General features: G+C 66.5%; 14 protein-coding genes. 8 read left to right on the top strand and 6 right to left on the bottom strand.

The features are described from left to right. The first annotated feature begins 2 nt into the window (after window positions 1–2). The 5 genes from CUTER_RS00200 to crgA all read left to right on the top strand — a co-directional run bounded on the left by CUTER_RS00200 (window position 3) and on the right by crgA (window position 7,179). The gene (locus CUTER_RS00200; RefSeq protein ID WP_047260457.1) at window positions 3–1,319 is read left to right on the top strand and encodes an FtsW/RodA/SpoVE family cell cycle protein; all 1,317 of its coding nucleotides are present in this window, start codon (window positions 3–5) and stop codon (window positions 1,317–1,319) included. After that, window positions 1,320–2,753, top strand: a complete 1,434-nt coding sequence (locus CUTER_RS00195; RefSeq protein ID WP_047258733.1) for a penicillin-binding transpeptidase domain-containing protein — start codon at window positions 1,320–1,322, stop codon at window positions 2,751–2,753. Continuing rightward, entirely contained in the window at window positions 2,754–4,196 is a 1,443-nt protein-coding gene (locus CUTER_RS00190) for a protein kinase domain-containing protein (RefSeq protein ID WP_047258732.1), read from the top strand. Next, window positions 4,197–6,245 (top strand): Stk1 family PASTA domain-containing Ser/Thr kinase, encoded by a 2,049-nt coding sequence (pknB, locus tag CUTER_RS00185; protein WP_047258731.1) that lies wholly within the window; start codon window positions 4,197–4,199, stop codon window positions 6,243–6,245. 670 nt (window positions 6,246–6,915) lie between these two features. Continuing rightward, complete coding sequence (crgA, locus tag CUTER_RS00180) at window positions 6,916–7,179, top strand: cell division protein CrgA (protein ID WP_047258730.1); 264 nt, start codon at window positions 6,916–6,918, stop codon at window positions 7,177–7,179. Between the two features lie 39 nt (window positions 7,180–7,218). Here crgA and CUTER_RS00175 read toward each other — a convergent pair whose 3' ends face one another. The 6 genes from CUTER_RS00175 to CUTER_RS00150 all read right to left on the bottom strand — a co-directional run bounded on the left by CUTER_RS00175 (window position 7,219) and on the right by CUTER_RS00150 (window position 15,338). After that, the gene (locus tag CUTER_RS00175; RefSeq protein ID WP_144412211.1) at window positions 7,219–8,799 is read right to left on the bottom strand and encodes a hypothetical protein; all 1,581 of its coding nucleotides are present in this window, start codon (window positions 8,797–8,799) and stop codon (window positions 7,219–7,221) included. Window positions 8,800–9,182: 383 nt separating this feature from the next. After that, complete coding sequence (locus tag CUTER_RS00170; RefSeq protein WP_082121189.1) at window positions 9,183–9,830, bottom strand: rhomboid family intramembrane serine protease; 648 nt, start codon at window positions 9,828–9,830, stop codon at window positions 9,183–9,185. A 170-nt stretch (window positions 9,831–10,000) separates the two neighbouring features. Then, complete coding sequence (locus tag CUTER_RS00165; protein ID WP_047260456.1) at window positions 10,001–10,531, bottom strand: peptidylprolyl isomerase; 531 nt, start codon at window positions 10,529–10,531, stop codon at window positions 10,001–10,003. A gap of 10 nt (window positions 10,532–10,541) precedes the next feature. Further along, window positions 10,542–11,927, bottom strand: coding sequence for a glycosyltransferase family 87 protein (locus tag CUTER_RS00160; protein WP_144412210.1), 1,386 nt, complete (start codon window positions 11,925–11,927; stop codon window positions 10,542–10,544). A gap of 76 nt (window positions 11,928–12,003) precedes the next feature. Next, window positions 12,004–14,274 carry a 5-methyltetrahydropteroyltriglutamate--homocysteine S-methyltransferase gene (gene metE, locus CUTER_RS00155; protein ID WP_047258726.1) on the bottom strand — a complete coding sequence of 757 codons (2,271 nt, stop codon included), beginning with the start codon at window positions 14,272–14,274 and terminating at the stop codon, window positions 12,004–12,006. A gap of 50 nt (window positions 14,275–14,324) precedes the next feature. Further along, window positions 14,325–15,338 carry a methylenetetrahydrofolate reductase gene (locus tag CUTER_RS00150; protein ID WP_047258725.1) on the bottom strand — a complete coding sequence of 338 codons (1,014 nt, stop codon included), beginning with the start codon at window positions 15,336–15,338 and terminating at the stop codon, window positions 14,325–14,327. Between the two features lie 268 nt (window positions 15,339–15,606). Here CUTER_RS00150 and CUTER_RS00145 point away from each other — a divergent pair, with 268 nt between their 5' ends. From CUTER_RS00145 to CUTER_RS00135, 3 genes are all read left to right on the top strand, one after another. After that, the gene (locus tag CUTER_RS00145; RefSeq protein ID WP_052843948.1) at window positions 15,607–16,416 is read left to right on the top strand and encodes a hypothetical protein; all 810 of its coding nucleotides are present in this window, start codon (window positions 15,607–15,609) and stop codon (window positions 16,414–16,416) included. 69 nt (window positions 16,417–16,485) lie between these two features. Continuing rightward, a complete protein-coding gene (locus tag CUTER_RS00140) occupies window positions 16,486–16,830 on the top strand; it encodes an ArsR/SmtB family transcription factor (RefSeq protein ID WP_047258724.1) in 345 nt (114 codons plus the stop codon). 80 nt (window positions 16,831–16,910) lie between these two features. Further along, window positions 16,911–18,326 (top strand): amino acid permease, encoded by a 1,416-nt coding sequence (locus CUTER_RS00135; protein ID WP_047258723.1) that lies wholly within the window; start codon window positions 16,911–16,913, stop codon window positions 18,324–18,326. Window positions 18,327–18,370 lie beyond the last annotated feature (44 nt).

Here is an 18,370-nt window from a genome sequence, read left to right as displayed (position 1 = left end):
CGTTGGTCTCTAAAGTCTTCAGCCGTTTTTCGGAGTTCTTCTTCCTGCTGCTGGCCACGCTCGTGCTGGCCACGATGCTGGTCAGTCTGGAGCTGACCCAGGGCAATGACATCACCGCCGAAATGGGCTACCTCATCGGTGGCTTCATCGGCGTGTTCGCCGTGGCCCACCTCGCCATCCGTTTCCTCGCCCCGCACGCGGATCAGTTGTTGCTGCCCGTGGCGGCCACCCTCAACGGCATCGGATTGGTCATCATCTACCGCCTTGACCTGGCGAAAGAGACAGCACTGGCCGAACGCCAGGTGCTGTGGGCGCTCGTGGGCGTGGTGCTCATGGTGTTGACCCTCATCATCGTGCGCGACCACAAGGCGCTGGGGCGCTACTCCTACCTGCTGGGCCTGTTGGGGCTCATCGCGCTGGCGATCCCGCTGGTGTGGCCGCAGCCGCCGAACGTGGAGGCCCGAATCTGGATCTGGATCGGGCCGTTTTCGGTGCAGCCGGGTGAGTTCGCCAAGATCTTGCTCATCATCTTCTTCGCCCACCTACTGGCGCAGAAGCGCGCCCTGTTCACCGTGGCGGGTTACCGCGTGCTGGGGTTGAACCTTCCCCGCTTGCGGGACCTCGCGCCCATCCTGGGGGTGTGGGCGGTGGCCATCTTGATTATGGCTATCTCCAACGACTTCGGCCCGGCGCTGCTGCTCTTCGCCACCATCTTGGGCATGCTCTACATCGCCACCGGGCGAGTGTCGTGGCTGCTCATTGGCGTGATTCTCGTCGCCCTGGGTGGTACCGCCATCTACCTGATTTCTTCCAAGATTCAGCAGCGCGTGGATCTGTTTATGGACCCGATCGGCAACATCGACATCAGTAACCAGCTGGCGCAGTCGCTGTTCGGTATGTCGTGGGGCGGCGTCACGGGTACGGGTCTGGGCGACGGCTACCCGCAGCTCATTCCGGTTGTTCACTCGGACTTCATCCTCGCGGCGATCGGCGAGGAACTGGGGCTGATCGGGCTGGCCGCGGTGCTCATTCTCTTTGCCGTGTTCGCCACCCGCGGCTTCGCCACCGCGCTGGACACCCGCGATTCCTTCGGGAAGCTGCTGGCCACCGGCATGGCGCTGCTCATCACCATCCAGGTGTTTGTGGTCACCGGCGGCGTGACGGCCATCATGCCGATGACGGGCCTGACCACGCCGTTCATGTCCGCGGGCGGTTCCTCGCTCATGGCGAACTACATCCTGCTGGGCTTGCTGCTTCGCATGTCTCACGACGCCCGACGCCCGGCTACCGAGCCGACCAACGCCAAGGGGGTGCGCTAGGTGAATAAGTCAATCCGCCACGGCGCGGTTTTCTCGCTGCTGTTGACGTTCATTCTGCTCATCAACGTCACCATCATTCAGGGGTTCCGCGAGCAGGAGTACGCCATGTCGGGTCTGAACGCCCGCTCGCTCTACGCCGCCCAGCAGATTCCGCGCGGCACCATCTCCACCGACGGGGTCATTCTGGCCGAATCCTCCCCCGCCGGTGATGAGACCTTCCAGCGCGGCTACCCCAACTCCCCGGTGGTGTACGGGCCCATCGTCGGCTACCTGTCGGACCAGTACGGCGCTGGTGGGTTGGAGTACGGCTTCAACGGCGTGCTGTCCGGCACTGACGACTCGGTCTCCGCCGGGCGCACCCTGGCGATCCTGGCCACCGAGCCGGAAGGCGCGAACATCGAGCTAACCCTGGACAACGAGCTTCAGCACGTCGCCTTCGACCAGTTCTCCAGCCACGGCTACGTCGGCTCAGCGGTCGCGCTGCGCCCGTCGACGGGCGAGATCCTGGCCATGGTGTCCACCCCCTCCTTTGACCCGAATCCCATCGTCAACTCCGCCACCGCCGACACGGCCTGGCAGGAGCTGACCAACGATCCGGCCAACCCGATGCTCAACAAGGCGACGCAGGACGTCCTGCCCCCGGGGTCGATCTTCAAGATCATCACCACGGCAGCCGGCCTGCGCAATGGGTATTCCCCGGATTCCACGCTGACCGGCGCCTCGGCGATCACGCTGGCAAACACCACCACGCAGCTGACCAACTACGGGGGTCAGACGTGTAACGGTCAGGAGTCGGTGACGCTGCTCACGGCGTTCCAATACTCGTGCAACACGGCGTTCGTGCAAATGGCCACCGAGCTCGGCGCGGACCCGCTGCGCCAGGCGGCGGACGCCTTTGGCGTCGGGCAGAGCTACGACCTCGGCCTGCCGATGGCGGCCGGTGGGCTTGGCGACGTCCCGGACCTGGCCTCTGCGGGGCAGACGGCCATCGGCCAGCTCGACGTCACCATGTCCTCGCTGCAGGCGGCGATCATGGCGGCCACGGTCGCCAACGACGGCGTGCGCATGGAGCCCTACCTGGTGGATCGCATCACCAAGAAGGACCTCAGCGTGCTGTCCACCACGAAGCCGAAGGAGCTCGCCGAGGCGGTCACTCCGGAGGAGGCCGCCACGATCGAGCAGCTCATGTTCGCCTCCGAGCGGAGCACCGCCGGCTACGACGGCAATGGCTTCGCGTCGAAGACGGGTACCGCCGAGCACGGCGACGGGCTGCCGCCGCACGTGTGGTACGTAGCCTATGACCCGAGCAAGGACGTCGCCGTGGGCGTCGTCGTGAAAAACGGTGGCGGGTACGGCTCGTCCGCGACGGGTGGCCAGGTGGCCGCCCCGATCGGGCGCGCCATGCTCTACGCTGCCCCAGCAGGAGGTGCCTAAGTGACTACGACCGATCGTGACCAACTCCAGCAGCTGATCGGCGACGATTACCGCCTGCAGTGGATTATTGGGCATGGTGGCATGTCCACCGTGTGGCTCGCCGACGATATGCGCAACGACCGCGAGGTCGCCATCAAGATCCTGCGCCCGGAGTTCTCCCACAACGAAGAGTTCCTGGTGCGTTTCCGCAACGAGGCGCTCGCCGCGGAGAAGATCACCTCCGACAACGTGGTGGCCACGTACGACTACCGGGAGATCCCCGACCCGGCCGGCCACACGAACTGCTTCATCGCCATGGAATACGTCCGCGGCGAATCCCTGGCGGACCTGCTGGCTCGTGAGGGCCAGTTGGAGGAAGACTTAGCGCTCGACGTCCTAGAGCAGGCCGCTCACGGGCTGTCCATCATTCACCGGATGGGCATGGTGCACCGCGACATCAAGCCCGGCAACCTGCTTATCACCCAGACCGGGCAGGTCAAGATCACGGACTTCGGCATCGCCAAGGCGGCCGCCGCGGTGCCGTTGACCCGCACCGGAATGGTCGTTGGCACGGCCCAGTACGTCTCCCCGGAGCAGGCCCAGGGCCACGAGGTCACCGCGGCGACGGACGTGTATTCCCTCGCCGTGGTGGGCTACGAGATGATCGCCGGTCACCGGCCCTTCAGCGGCGATTCCGGGGTGTCCGTGGCGCTCGCCCACGTCAACAACGCCCCGCCGGCGCTGCCGACAACCGTTAGCGCCCAGACCCGCGAACTGATCGCCTTAGGCCTGCGCAAGGAACCGCACTTGCGCTTCGCCGACGGCAACGAGTTCGCCTTGGCGATCTCCGCGGTGCGCCTCGGTGAGCGACCCCCGCAGCCGAAGTCGGCAGCCATGAACCGGGTGGCGCAGGAGCCGACGCCCACGGCGGCCACCCAGATGCTGGGCCAGGTTGCCCAGCCGACGACGATCCGCCCGGCCGCGATCCCGCCGCATCGCGGTGCCCAGCAGATGTCACATTTGCCGCCGGTGACTCCGGCGCCCGCGCCGGCACGTCGCCGCAAGCGCAAGGGCGGCGGCTTCGTGTTGGGGCTGCTCGTGTCCCTCATCATCGTCGTGGCGTTGGCCATCGGCGCGTTTGTGCTGTCCCAGTCCGGCGTGTTTGGCCAGCTGCGCTCGGGGCAGAGCTCGACGACGACGTCGGAGCAGCCCGTCGTGACCGAGTGGGTCACCCCCACGGTGGTCGAGGAGGAGGAGCCGACCTTCGAGGAAGAAACATCGACCACAGTCGAAGAGCCGACGCCCACGGAGCCGTCGACGCTGCGGCCGCCGCCGCTGACCACCCGAGTGGAGCCCACCCAGCCTGTCGAACCGTCGAACGCCCCGGCGCCAGGCGGCGGGTTCGACGCGCCCGCTCCCGACCAGCCTGGAGCCGCAGGTGCCGGCCCCGATGGGGGTGTCTAGATGACGCTTATTGCTGATCGATACCTGCTCGGCGAGGTCATCGGCAACGGCGGCATGTCCAACGTGTACGGCGCGCAGGATACGCTGCTCGGCCGGGACGTCGCCGTGAAGATGCTCAAGGTGGACATGGCCCGCGACGATAACTTCCGCGAGCGTTTCCGCCGCGAGGCCCAGAACTCCGCGCGGCTCAACCACCCCAATATTGTGGCGGTGTTCGACACCGGCGATACCCCGATCGACGGCGTGGGCGTGCCCTTCATGGTCATGGAGCGCATCTACGGTCACACCCTGCGCCAGATCATTAGGGACTCCGGTCAGCTGACGACGGAGCAGGCTGCCGAGCTGCTCATCCCGGTGTGCGACGCGCTGCAGGCCAGCCACGACGCCGGCATCGTCCACCGGGACATCAAGCCCGCCAACATCATGGTGACCAACTCCGGGCAGGTCAAGGTGATGGACTTCGGCATCGCCCGCGCCTTGGATGACTCCACCTCGGCGATGACCCAGACCTCGGCCGTCATCGGCACCGCCCAATACCTGTCCCCCGAGCAGGCCCGCGGCAAGTCCGCGGACACCCGATCCGACATTTACGCCCTGGGCTGCGTCCTCTACGAGACGGTGACCGGCAACGCCCCCTTCGAGGGCGAGACGCCCTTCGCCGTCGCCTACCAGCACGTGCAGGAAGATCCCGCCCCGCCGTCGGCGCGGATCCCGGCGGAATGGCTCTCCCCCACCGAGTCCGTCAACATCGACGCGGTGACGCTCACCGCGATGGCGAAGCACCCGGCTGATCGCTACCAGAGCGCCAGCGAGTTCCGCGACGAGCTGGAACGCCTGCGTCGCGGCGCCGTCACCCGGGCGGCTCGCGCCCACGTGCGCACCGTCGCCCCCACCATGGAGCCGGCCTCCCCGCAGGAGCCGTTCGCCCCGACGGAGGCCGAGATCGCCGCCGCGGCGGCCCCCACAGTGGTGGCGTCTCCGGCGCCCGCGCCACGCCAACCGGCGCAACCGGTGTACGCCGAGCCGGCGGGTGGATCGCATCGACGCCGCAAGTCTTCCCGGTCCCCGCTGGTGGTACTGGCGGCGGTCGTCGCCGTGCTGTTGGCCGGTGGCGGGCTCTACACCTGGGCGGCGATGACCGGCGTCATCGACGCCCCCTTCTCCCGCCTCGACGGGCGCGGGGCCACCCGTATCCCCGACCTGGTGGGCGTGCACCGCGACGACGCGGCGAATCAGCTAGAGGAACTGGGGCTGCTCGTCGAGTTCGAGGAGCAGCCTAGCCCGGACATCCCCGCGGATCATGTCATTTCCTCCAACCCGGCCGCCGGCTCCGCCCTGCGCCCCGGCGCGACGGTGCGGCTGACGGTATCCGTCGGGCGCGAGGAAACCCACATTCCCGACCTGGCGGGGCTCACCCCGAGCGAGGCCCGGACGCTGCTCACCAAGGCCGGCCTGCAGCTCAACTCGCAGGTTGAAGAGGAGTCCTCCGACACCGTGGCGGAGGGGATGATTATCTCCCAGTCCCCGCCGGCCGGCGCGCGCATCGCCAAGGGCGAGAAGGTGTCCATCACCGTGTCCACCGGCGCTGAGACGACGCGGGTTCCGTCGCTGAAGGGCATGAGCTACGACGAGGCGGTGGAAACTCTGTCCTCCCTAGGCTTCGTGCCGCAGAAGGAGTCCGTGGATGGCCGCGAGCCCTTCGACGAGGTCATCGAGGTAGGCGGGGCCGGCACCAACGCGCCGGTGGGCACCACCGTCGTGGTGCGGGTGTCTAACGGGATGCTCATGGAGATGCCGGACATCACGGGCATGACGCCGAGCGCGGCCGTGGACACGTTGCGCGCCGCCGGATGGGAAGGCGCCCAGAGCCAGCTCTACGTGGCGGAGAAACGCAAGACGGGCGACCTGACCCAGAGCGGGATGATCGTCGCTTCGCGCCCGGCGGCGGGATCGTTGGTGCGCAAGGATGCGTCGATCTCTGTGACTGAGGGCGAGTTCGACCTCGGCGTGGCCATCGACCCGAACTCGCAGGGGTTGGGCGGCGCCTAGACGGTCCTGGGCTTCCGTTTCGTCCCCGTTGTCGGCCTGCCAGCGGGGGCCGAAACGGGGCCTAGCGGGTGCTGCGTGGCGCCTTCGTTGCTTGTTAGTCACTATGCCCGGCATAGTGGCTCACAGGTAGCGTGCAGCTCGGCGGGCAGCCGCCGCACCAATAAGCAGGCGCTCATAGTGGCTACACGTGTAGCCGGCACACCGCCTCTGTTGCTGCCCATCTCGTCGGTAGGACTATGCACGGCATAGTGGCTCACAGGTAACGTGCAGCACTGCCCGGCCCACCTCGGAATCGGCTTGAGAACTCACCCTGGGCTCTAGGCCTACTTGGCAAACTTCCGATTCCTGTCCCATTCAAACCGGTCGAACTATGCCCGGCATAGTCGCTCACAGGAAACGTGCAGTTCGGCGGGCAGCCGCCGCACCAATAAGCAGGCGCTCATAGTGGCTACACGTGTAGCCGGCCAACACCTTTACTGATCCCCATCTCGCCGGTCGAACTATGCCCGGCATAGTCGCTCACAGGAAACGTCCAGCCTCCCGTCTCGGGCTCACCTTGCCCTGCCTGTCCAGGGCTCACCTTGCCTTCCCTGTCTCGGGCTTCATGACCGGGACAGGTGCTAGAGTTGTCCCCTAGCATTGCACACGGCGAGTTCAGCGAGGTTAGGTCATGCCGAAGGCACAGGTTTCGAAGGATGCTCAGGTCGCGGCGGGCCGCGTGTCCCGCACCCCGGTCAAGATCAATACCGGCGGCACCCCGATGTGGTACAAGATCATCATGTTCGGCCTCATGCTTCTGGGCCTGGCGTGGATCATCGTGTTCTACCTGTCGGGAAGCATGATCCCCACCATGGTGGAGCTGGGCGCCTGGAACTACGCCATTGGCTTTGGTCTGTTCCTCGCCGGTCTGCTTATGACGATGGGCTGGCGCTAACCCGCGTAACCCGCGTAGCCGCCGCCGCAGCGTTGGTCCTTAGACGCCGGGCTGGGGGAGCTCGGCAAGTGGCAGGGTGAGCTCGGGGATGTCCTGTCGGGTATTAGCCGGTGTGGAGGTGGCTACCTCGCGGCTGTGTTTGGCTTCCTCGGCGAAGACATCGAGGGTGAGCAGGTGGCGGTAGGAATTGAAGGCCCAGCCGGCGTCGGACTTGCGTAGGTAGTTGATGTCCGCGCAGTGTCCCCAGATCCCGTCTCCGGCGGTGGCGGCGGCGTTTTCCAACATCGCGCCCATGTCGTGGAAGGGTGTCTGGGCGGCGTGATTGCTCGTCCAGGAGTAGGCGTAGCCGCCGGAGATGATTTCCATGTTGAGGAAGCGATCGGTGTCTGTGCCGACGTCGACGCTGCTGATGCCTACGGATTCTTCCCCGTTGAGGGTGGCGTCGAAGTTCGCGGCACCGGTTTTGCGGGTCGTGGTCGCTTTCTCGTCGGTGGTGGCGCTGGGTTCGGCAAGCGGCATGTCGTGGGTGCCATCGTGGAAGACGAAGCCGAAGAGGCCGCCGTTGCCGAGGATGACCGGGTTGTCCTGGTAGGCGTAGACCTCCACCTTGTAGTCGCTGTCTTCGAGGAAGTCCCAGATGAAGTCGCGGGCGCGCTGCGCTCCGCACTCGGGGCGGCGGAAGTTGCGCAGGTCGTCCGGGGCAAGGACGCCGCCGAGGAAGATGGTGACCTCGTCGTCGTTGCGGCGCTGGACGCTGTCGAGTTTTTCTTTCTGGTGGGCGGGCAGTTCGGCTTCGTCGAGCGGCCGGCCGACGATTTCGTTTCCGCTGATGACCTCCGTGATTTCGAAGGTACCGTAGTGGGATCCCGGGCCGAAGACGTCGACGGTCCGGCCGTTGGTTTCCTCATCCGTGGGGAAGTAGATTCCGCTGTTGGCGACAATGCTGTCGAATTCCGAGTTGGGCTTGACGACGTCGGAGTCGACCTCCACGATCTCGTCATCGGTGAAGGTCTGGCTCGGGTACCCGAGGAGTTTGTAGGTAAGTGCCTCAGGCACGGTTGAGTAGGCGTCTTTGAGTTCCTCGGTGGCGCGGGCGTCGTCGCCGGCGGGCCGCACGGACGGCGAGGTGGCCAGTTTGCGGGCCTGGACGATGTCGCGGGCCGCCAGGACGCGGGTCTCCGGGTCGAACATGCTCAGCGCGTAGGTGAGCTGGTACATCAGCGGTGTGATGCCGTCGTAGGCGATGCCGCTTTCCAGCGCGCTGCGGCTGGGGATGGACAAAAACCCGCCGCCTCGTTGCTGGAGGTAGCCGATGGAGGTGTTGGCGTCCTTCCACAGCTCTACCCGGAGGGAGTCGGGGTTTTCGTGCCACATTTCGCTGGGGTCCCCGGCCATGTCCTGGCCGTCTGCGGATCCCGGCATGGGGGCATCTACCTGGAATGTTGGATCGCTGATGCAGGAGGTGGCGCACACGGCGGTGGCGCTCAGTGCCGCGAGGAGGGTTCGACGACGTGAGAAGCGGTGCTGCATGAGGGTCTTCGTGGTCCTTCCCCAATTTATTGCGGTGATCTCAACCACTTTAACCTGTTCGGTCTCGTTGGCCTGGCGAGCCACTCGCATTGTGCCCACAACCTCCGCATAAAGTTTTCCACAGGCTGTGGAATACGCTGTGGATGAGAGCTGGGTCACCCGGATATCAGACCTCTGCACCACTCCTCCACAGCCTGTGGAAAACTCTGTGGACATCGTCCACCGGACGGCTATTGTTTCGATCCGTCGCTATCTCACCAGGTCGAACCATTCGATTCGGCTGATATTCGTACGCCCGTGCGGGTAATTACACCCGTGTCCTTATCCACAGTGTGGATAACACTTGTGGAGATCTCGCCGATTCCCACAGTGGTGGATAACTTCTGCACAATGAGTCCCCTCCCCCGCACCTGACGAGAACCTGGCACCCCGCTGACCCCGAGCTGGCCCCCGCCTGATCCCCTAGGAAAAACTCACAGCGCGGCGATGGCCGCCGCGGCAATCAAAGCCGGAACCGTGGTGCCACCCCACCGCGCGGCGCGGTTCGACGACGTCGCCGGCCACGCCATGATCGCACCGGCCAGCAGCCCCCCGAGGTGACCGGACACGCTGACTCCCGGGTCCAGGAAGGTGTATCCCAGGTTGACGCCCAACAGTGCCAGGAGCGCGGCGGTGCCATTGCGGCGTCGACGGGCGACCGCAATGGCCACCACCATGAGCGAAAACAGCGTCCCGGAGGCGCCGGCGGTGGGCGTCATCGGCGCCTGCGCCATAACAGCCGCCGACGCTCCCAGCGTGCCGCTCAGCGACACGAGCCCATAGCGGGCGCTGCCCAGAGCCGGCTCGACAACACTACCCACCAGGATGAGCACCACCATGTTGACCACCAGGTGGGTGAGATCGAGGTGGAAGAAGGCCATCGTCAGCGGCCGTAGCCATCCCCACTGTGTGTCGTGGACCAGCGGTGCCCACAGCACCAGGGATTCGGCTAGCTGGCCGCTCCACAGCTCGTCGAAGCTGCGCGTTTGCACCGCGGCGAGGGCGTAGATGACCGTGCATACGACGACCATGGTCGCGGACACGGGGCAGCGCCGCCGCCAGGCGGTCAACCAGGTCTTCACTTTTCGTCCATTCCTTCCCCGCAGCCGGTGGCATTACCGGCTGCGTGATACCACCGGCTGCGTGATACCACCGGCTGCGTGTGTATGAGAGACGACCCCGCCCCTACCTGCCGGTGGGCGAGGTAGGGGCGGGGTCTGGGCGCTATCGACGTGACGTCGACAAGCGCTGGTTAGGCGATATCGATGGAGGTGATGACGACGTCCTCCACCGGGCGGTCCATGCGGCCGGTGCGAACGGCGGCGATAGCGTCGACGACCTTCTTCGACGCCTCATCCGTGACCTCACCGAAGATGGTGTGGTGGTTGTTGAGGTGCGGCGTCGGCGCCACGGTAATGAAGAACTGCGAGCCGTTGGTGCCCGGGCCGGCATTCGCCATGGCCAGCAGGTAGGGGCGGTCGAAGCGAAGCTCCGGGTGGAACTCGTCCGCGAACTGGTAGCCGGGGCCGCCTCGGCCGGTGCCGGTCGGGTCGCCACCCTGGATCATGAAGCCATCGATGATGCGGTGGAAGATCGCACCGTCGTAGAACGGGCCGGAGGTACCACCCTGCGCGTTCTGCGTGGCGTAGTCCTTGGTGCCCTGGGCGAGGCCGACGAAGTTGTCGACGGTGACCGGGGCATGGTTGCCGTAGAGGTCAATGACGATGTCACCGTGATTGGTGTGCATCGTCGCGGTCGAGGTCTTGATACTCATGCCGGCCAGCATACCGTTTTTAAGAAGGCAGGTTGAACATGCGATGCAGCAACGGGGCGCGGCGGTGGGCGATCGCTACGGACTCGTCGGGCCGCATTCGGGCGATCTGACGGTCCTCCTGGATGCCCCAGCGGGCGTCGACGTAGTACAGCGCGATCAGCGCGATGACGAAGACGCTGCCGACGATGAGCGGCGCCGTCTGGTACGGCCGGTCGATGCTCAGCCAGGGGTTATCGAAGCCGATGAAGGGGCTATAGAACATGGACACCCCGAAGAACACCAGGGGGTACTTCACCCACTGGGGGCTGCGGGTGACGAGGATGCCCAGCACCACCACGGGCAGGGCCACGAAGTAGTGGTACCAGACGATGGACGGGGTCATCATCGAGATGATGATGGCCTGGGAGATGAGCATGGGGAAGGCCTGCACCTGGCGGACGACGACCACAAGGTAGGTCAGTGCGGCGAGCGTGGCGAAGAAGGCCATCGGCAGCAGGGACAGCACGATCGGCGGGTCGGTGACGACGGTGGCGCCGCGCATGAGCGGATCGTGGAGGTCAATGAGCCGCACCGACGTATAGGAGACGTTGGTGAAGGAGATGATCGCCTCGTTGCCGATCCGGCCCATCGTGTCCAGCCAGGCCTGCCACAGCTCACGCCCGCCGAGGAGGTAGGACAGGCCGAAGCCCAGCGCCGTCGACGCCAACCCCACGGCGCCGGCTTTCCGGCGGCCCTGGAAGAGGAACAGCATGACGATGATGGCGATCGGCGAGATCTTCACGATGCTCACCAGGCCCAGCAGGATGCCGGCCGCCCAGGGATGCCGCTTGGAAATCGCCACGCCCAGGATGAGACCGCCGTAGATGAGCAGCGACGTCTGGCCGTAGTACAGGCTGAACTGGGCGGGCTCTGTGGTGACAAAGACCAGGGAGGCGACGATGAGGTACAGCAGCGGGATGGAGCGGCGCATCCACATGAAGTAGGCGGCGGCGATCATGATGACGAGCATGAAGGAGCTGAGGAACAGCAGGAGCATGACGGACTGGGAGAAGGTGAGCACCTTCGTCACCAGGCCCATGACGATCGCCACGATGGGCGCGTGGACGAAGGGGTGGCCCTCCAGGTAAAGCCCGTTCCACCCCTGGTGGAGGTTGTGGAGCGCCTCCCGCCAGGGCCCATCGGCGATGCGGGAGAAGTCCCCCGGGTAATAGGCGTAGATCTGGTCGATCCGCCCTTGGGCGAAGAACTCACCGGCCACCCACAGCGCCGTCCAATCGTTCGGCTCTGAGTAGCGCGGCCACAACATGAGCTGGAAGAAAGCGAACAGCACCGCCCAGAGGATGATGGCCCGGCTGAGCATCACTCCGGGAATGGAACGTACCCCGTTAGCCTCTAGCTGTTTCACTCGCTGACCTTCCAGACTCCGAACAATGTGTGGCAATTGTCGCACAGAATCCCGGAAAACCCTTGAGTGACACTACCTAGCTGGCACTAAGTACCTTGCTGCGCGCCGCGATCATGTTCTTCAACGACTCGATAGTTTCCGCGTAGCGTCGCGTCTTCAACCCGCAGTCCGGGTTGATCCACAGCCGCTCGGCAGGCACGTGGCGCAGCGCGGCCTCGATGAGCCCGGTGAGTTCGTCAACGCTCGGCACCCGGGGTGAATGAATGTCCCAGATGCCGGGGCCGATCTCTGAGTGGAAGCCTTCGTTGAGGTCAACGAGCAGCTCCATCCGGGACCGGGCCGCTTCGATGGAGGTGACGTCGGCGTCGAGGGCGGCGACCGCGTCGATGATCTGGCCGAACTCCGAGTAGCACAGGTGGGTATGGATCTGGGTCTCCGGGCGGGCGTCGAGGGAGACGAGCCGGAAGGCGCGGATGGACCAGTCGAGATACGCCGGGCGGGCGTCGGCTCGCAGGGGCAGTAGTTCGCGCAGGGCCGGCTCGTCGATCTGAATGATGGAGATGCCTGCGTCCTCTAGGTCGCGGACTTCATCGGCCAATGCCAGGGCGATCTGGTCGGCGGAGACCGACAGGGGGACGTCGTCGCGGTTGAAGGACCACGCGAGGATGGTGACCGGGCCGGTGAGCATCCCCTTCACCGGGCGGGAGGTGAGCGACTGGGCGAAGGCGGACCATTCGACGGTCATCGGCTTGGGGCGGGAGACGTCGCCGATGACGATCGGCGGGCGGGTGCAGCGGGAGCCGTAGGACTGCACCCAGCCGTTGACGGTGGTGACGAAGCCGTCGAGCAGCTCCGCGAAGTATTGCACCATGTCATTGCGCTCCGGTTCGCCGTGAACCAGCACGTCGAGGCCGATCTCCTCCTGCAGGGCGACCACCGACGTGATCTCTGCGCGCAGGGCGGCGGTGTAGTCCTCGTCGCTCAGCGTCCCGGCGCGGTGCGCGGCGCGGGCGGCGCGAATCTCCGGGGTTTGGGGGAAGGAGCCGATGGTCGTCGACGGCAGCGGCGGCAGCCCCAGCGCCTGCTGGGCATCCTGGCGGCCGGCGAAGTCCGGGGTGCGGGCCACCTCACCGGCCGGCAGGGCGGCGACGCGTTCGGCCACCGCGGCGTCGTGGGTCCGGCGGGATTCGGAGCGGGTCCGCACGGCGCGGGCGGAGCGGGCGAACGCGTCCGCGTCGCGCCGGCTCAGTCCCACGGCCTCGGTGATCTTTTCGTCGGCGAAAGCGAGCCAGCAGGCGACGTCGACGGGCAGCTCCGGCTCGTCGGCAACGGTGTGCGGCACGTGTTGGAGGCTCACCGACGTGGACACGCTCACCGCGTCGCGGGTGGTTGCGAGTTCGTCGAGGACGCGGGCGCGTTCGTCGAGGTTGGCGGCCCACACGTTACGGCCGTCGATGAGCCCGGCGACGAGGCGGGTGGCGGGCGATAGGGTGGCCCCGACGCGGCGGGCGTAGTCGGGATCGGCGGCGAGGGTGGCCGGGGCGAGGTCCACGTGCACGGCCTCCGGTGCGACGTCCGCGAGGGCATCGAGGCCCGCGCGCAGGCTTCCGTAGGGCGTGCTGACCAGCACGTTCGGGCGGGCTTTCCCGACCGGGGCGGCCAACAGCCGGGTGTAGGCGCGGCGGGCGTGGTCGGCGAGCGCGGCGTCGCCGGGGCCCAAGTCCGCCACGAGCGCCGGTTCGGTGAGCTGCACCCATTCCACGCCGGCTTGCGCGAGCTGCGCGAGGACGGCGGCGTAGGCGTCGACGGCGTCGTCGAGCCGATCGAGGGGGTCGGTAAGCTCCGCGTCGTCGGCGGCCTTGGACAGCGCCAGCAAAGTGACGGGGCCAACGAGGTAGGGGCGGATGGCGACGCCGGCGGCCCGAGCCTCGTCGGCGATGGCGACGACGCGCTGCGGGCGGGGCGTGAACTCCGCGTCGGCCACCTCGGGCACGAGGTAGTGGTAGTTGGTGTCAAACCACTTCGTCATCTCCAGCGGGCTGCGCTCGGCGGTGCCGCGGCACAGGGCGAACTCCTCGTCGAGGTCCACGTCGCCGGGGATAAGCCCCACGGTGAGGGCGGTTTCGAGCACCTGGTCGTAGTAGGCGACGTCGGCGGGGATAGCGTAATCCTCGGTGAGCCCGAGGTCGACGAGGCGGGCGTAGTTCGCCACCCGGAGGCTATGCGCGGCGGCGACGAAGTCCTCCTTATTTATAGCGCCGGACCAGTAGGCCTCCAGGGCCTTCTTCAGTTCGCGGTGGGCGCCGATGCGCGGGTAGCCCTCGATGGTGACGGCAGGAAAAGACATGGGTGTTCCTTAATTTCTCGGGGTGGTTTTATGGCTGGTGTTTCGCCCGCCTAGCAGGCGGTGGGCAGTGCGACGCCAGCGAGAGCGTCGTAGTGGGACACGCCCGGCATGACGCCGATGCGGGCGAGCAGCTCGTGGGTGAGCTCCGCGTCGTTGTGCGTGTAGAGGTGGAGCCCACCGGCGCCGCCGGCGAGGCACGCCCGGGCCAGGTCGACGGTGGCGCGAAGCCCGGCCTCGTGCTCGGCGGCGGGGCTGATTTCTGCGGCCTCGCTCAGAGTGCGACGCAGCCGCTCGGGGACGGCGATCCCGGCGAGCCGGCCCATCCGTTCCAGGCGGGCGACGGAGGTCATCGGCATGATGCCGGGGATCAGCGGGATGGTGACGCCGGCCAGGCGGGCTTTCCTCACGAAGCTCAGGTAGTCACCGGCGTCGAAGAACAGCTGGGTGATGGCGAAGGTGGCGCCGAGTCGCTGCTTGGTGAGCAGCACGTCGAAGTCCTGCTCCGGCGTGGGGGACTCCGCGTGTCCCAGCGGGTAACAGGCGACGCCGACCGCCAGGGACCCGGCCGCGAAGCGCGCTGCCTGCCGGGCCTCGACGGCGCGGATGACGCGCACGAGGTCCGTCGCATAAGGCAGGTAGCCCGCCGGGAGGCGATCCTGCCCGGCCGGCAGGTCCCCGCGCAGGGCGAGGATGCCGCGCACACCGGCGTCGATAAGTCGGTTCACGCCGCGGGTCAGTTCCTCGGCCGGCCCGGTGGTGCACGCCAGGTGGGCGACAGGCCGCATCCGGGTGGTGGCCGTGATCCGCTCGATGAGGGCCGCGGTGCCGTCCAGCCAGCCGGAGCGCTGCGACGAGGTCACGCAGACGTAGTCCGGGTAGTAGACCGCCAGCTCGGCGAGGAGGTGATCGAGGGCGGCAACGTCGGTCTCGTTGCCCCACCGGGGTGGGATGATTTCGAAGGACAGCGCTATGCGGTCCACGGTGTCGTGATGTGTAGCCGGCTCCCCTGAGTCCACCGGTGCCGAGGCGGACCAACGCGGAGCGGCCTGTGAGCGAAAGCTCATGTCAGGTCCATTCCTTAAAGCTTGTGCTTGGGCAGGTAGCGGGGCTCCGCGTTCTTTGGTGACCTAACGTAAAACAGTGCGTGACCTCGGCGAAGGGACTGACAATAGTAATCCCATTAATTTGTCCACTAGCTGGGATAACGGCTGTGAGACGCGTGAATAAAAATCCCCTCACGACGGCCGATTGACGGTGGCCGGTCATGAGCAAGCTTTCGGCGGTAACCTGGGGTGAAGAGTAACTGCCGCCAACGAAACCGTGAGGTCCCCCATGAACCCGCTGCTCATCAAGCAAGGCCTATCCCTCGCCAACCAGCTGCGTAGCACGCTCAAGGACAACAAGTCGAAGCGTGAACGCGGCGACTACGATAACCTGCTCGGGTCCGCCGAGCGCATCTCCGAGCTGCGCTCCCACCTTGAGGACCTGGCCCGCCGCGAGGCCGACCGCCTCGGTGACAAGGAGGCGGACCGTCGACGTCGCCTGCGCGAAGGAGTCGGCCCGGTCACCCACGCCGCCCACGTGCGCCTGCAGCGCGCCAAGGATCGCCTCGCCGAGGAGCGGGAATCCGCCGATATTTTCGACTTCGCCAAAGCGAAGCAGCGCCTGGCCGTAGCCTCCGACGAGGCCGAGAAGGGCGTTGCCAAGGGCCTGAAGAAGCTCTCCCCGCTGGCGGCCGTCGCCGCGAAGCGTTCCCGCAAGGTTGCCGCCGCCGCGGAGAAGACGACCCAGAAGGCCACGAAGAAGGCTGCCGCTAAGGCCCGCAAGGCCCAGCGCAAGCGCCAGGGCGGAAGCACCGGCCGCCGCCTCGGCATCGTGGGCGCAATCCTCGCCGTGCTTGCCGCCATCGCCGGCGCGGTGGTCTTCGTGGTCCAGCGCAACCGGCGCGACGAGCCGGCCACCACTCCCCCGCGCGTGGAGGAGCAGGAGTCCCGGCTGGTCTACACGTCCACCACTGAGCAGCCGATCGGTGACCTGGCGGAGGAGCCGGCGGAGCGCGACGAGGAGCTGCTGGAGTCCCTCGACGAGCAGCTGCAGGCGCACCGCGAGGAGGAAAGCCAGGCGGAGAACAAGGAAGCGTAGGAACGCCTGGGGAGGAATCTTCCCAGGCAACTACCCAACTTAGCCTGACCTAAGTTAAGCTATGGGGTTATGACGGAATCTCAAGTCCTGGACGCCACGTGCCGTTCCCTGGTCGACGAGCCCCTGTCCACCCACGATGCCCTTGCCCTCGCACAGACATTCAAGATCATCGGGGATCCGGCACGGCTGCTCATCATCTCCGAAATCGCGCAGGCTGGCGCTACCCCGCCGACGGTCACCCAACTCACCGAGCGGCTCAACCTCGCCCAATCGACGGTGTCCCACCACCTCAAGAAGCTCACCAGCGTCGGCGTGGTGAGCCGACACCGGTGCGGCCGGGAGGTCACCCATAGCCTGGTCCCGGAAACCTTCGAGCGCCTCAGCGCGTTGCTGAGTTATTCGCCGCAGCAGTAATAGCTGCTCCCCACCTCGACGGATACACTGATAGCGCAGCTTTTTTAAGACATCAGTTTTCCTCTACACAAGGGGCGGGTATGAGCAACACAGTCTCTCCGGCGTCCACCCAGCCAGCGGCTTCGACCAAACTAGGCAGCGGCCTCAAGGTCCGGCACCTCACCATGATGGGCCTTGGTTCGACGATCGGGGCCGGGCTCTTCCTCGGCACCGGGGTCGGCATCCAGGTAGCCGGCCCGGCGGTCCTGCTGGCTTACATCATTGCTGGCGCTATCGCCGTCATGATTATGCAGATGCTCGGAGAGATGGGCACGGTCATCCCGGCGTCCGGTTCCTTCTCCGAATACGCCGAACACGGCATCGGCCGCTGGGCGGGTTTCGTCCAGGGGTGGATCTACTGGGTCGCTACCGTCGCCGTCCTCGGCGCAGAGATCACCGGCGCGGCCGGCTTCGTCGGCTCCTGGTTCAATATCGCGCCGTGGATCCCCGCGCTGGTCTTCGTCCTCATCTTCGGCGCGGTGAACCTGTTGAAGGTCCGCACCTTCGGCGAGGTCGAGTTCTGGTTCGCGTTCATTAAGGTGGCCGTCTTGGTTGGCTTCCTCATCATCGGCGCCCTGCTCATCCTCGGCCTGCTGCCGGGCACGCACTTCGTCGGCACGGAGTATTTCCTGTCCGACGGCTTCCTGCCCAACGGCCTCGGCGGCCTGGCGGCGGGTCTGCTCACGGTGGCCTTCGCCTTCGGCGGTATCGAGGTCGTGGCCATCGCCTCAGCCGAGTCGGAGGACCCCCAGCGCTCCCTGGTCAACGCGGTGCGCTCAACGATCACCCGCGTGGCCATCTTCTACCTGGGCTCGGTCTTGGTCATCACCTTCCTGCTGCCCTACTCCTCCCTGGGGGCGGCGAAGACGGCCGCCGATTCCCCCTTCAGCCGGGTCCTCGCGTTGGCGAATGTCCCCGGCGTGGTGGGTTTCATGGAGTTGGTCATCACGTTGGCGCTGCTGTCCGCTTTCAACGCGCAGATTTACGCGTCGTCGCGCATGGTCTTCTCCTTGGCTGAGCGCGGCGATGCGCCCCGTATCCTCACCCGAGTCAACAGCCGCGGCGTGCCGGTGACGGCCATCGGGTTGTCCATCGCCTTGTCCATCGTCATGGTTGGCCTCAACTACGCCGATACGGGCTGGTTGCTGGCCTTCCTGCTCAACGCGGCGGGCGCCTCCCTGGTGATCGTGTGGACGTTCATCGCCATCTCACAGCTGCGCCTTCGCCCGGCGTTGGCGAAGCGCTATGAGCTGCCCATCCGGATGTGGGCGTTCCCGTGGCTCACCCGGGCGGTACTCGTGGTGCTGGCCGGCCTGGCGTTGCTCATGCTCAGCGACGACGCCGCCCGCGTACAGCTGCTTTCCGCAGCGGCGTTGTTCGTGGTGCTCACCCTGGCGGCCTTTGCCAACGCTCGGGCGCGCGGGGTGTCCCCGTGGGCCCGCCGCCCGCTGCCCTAATCCCCGCCTACCAGCGCTCAGGCCCCGCGACGACGATCGCGGGG

It is taken from the genome of Corynebacterium uterequi, assembly GCF_001021065.1.
Taxonomy (GTDB): domain Bacteria; phylum Actinomycetota; class Actinomycetes; order Mycobacteriales; family Mycobacteriaceae; genus Corynebacterium; species Corynebacterium uterequi.
The sequence above is the reverse complement of the archived record's forward strand: the minus strand, read 5'-3'. Positions and strand labels throughout refer to the sequence as shown.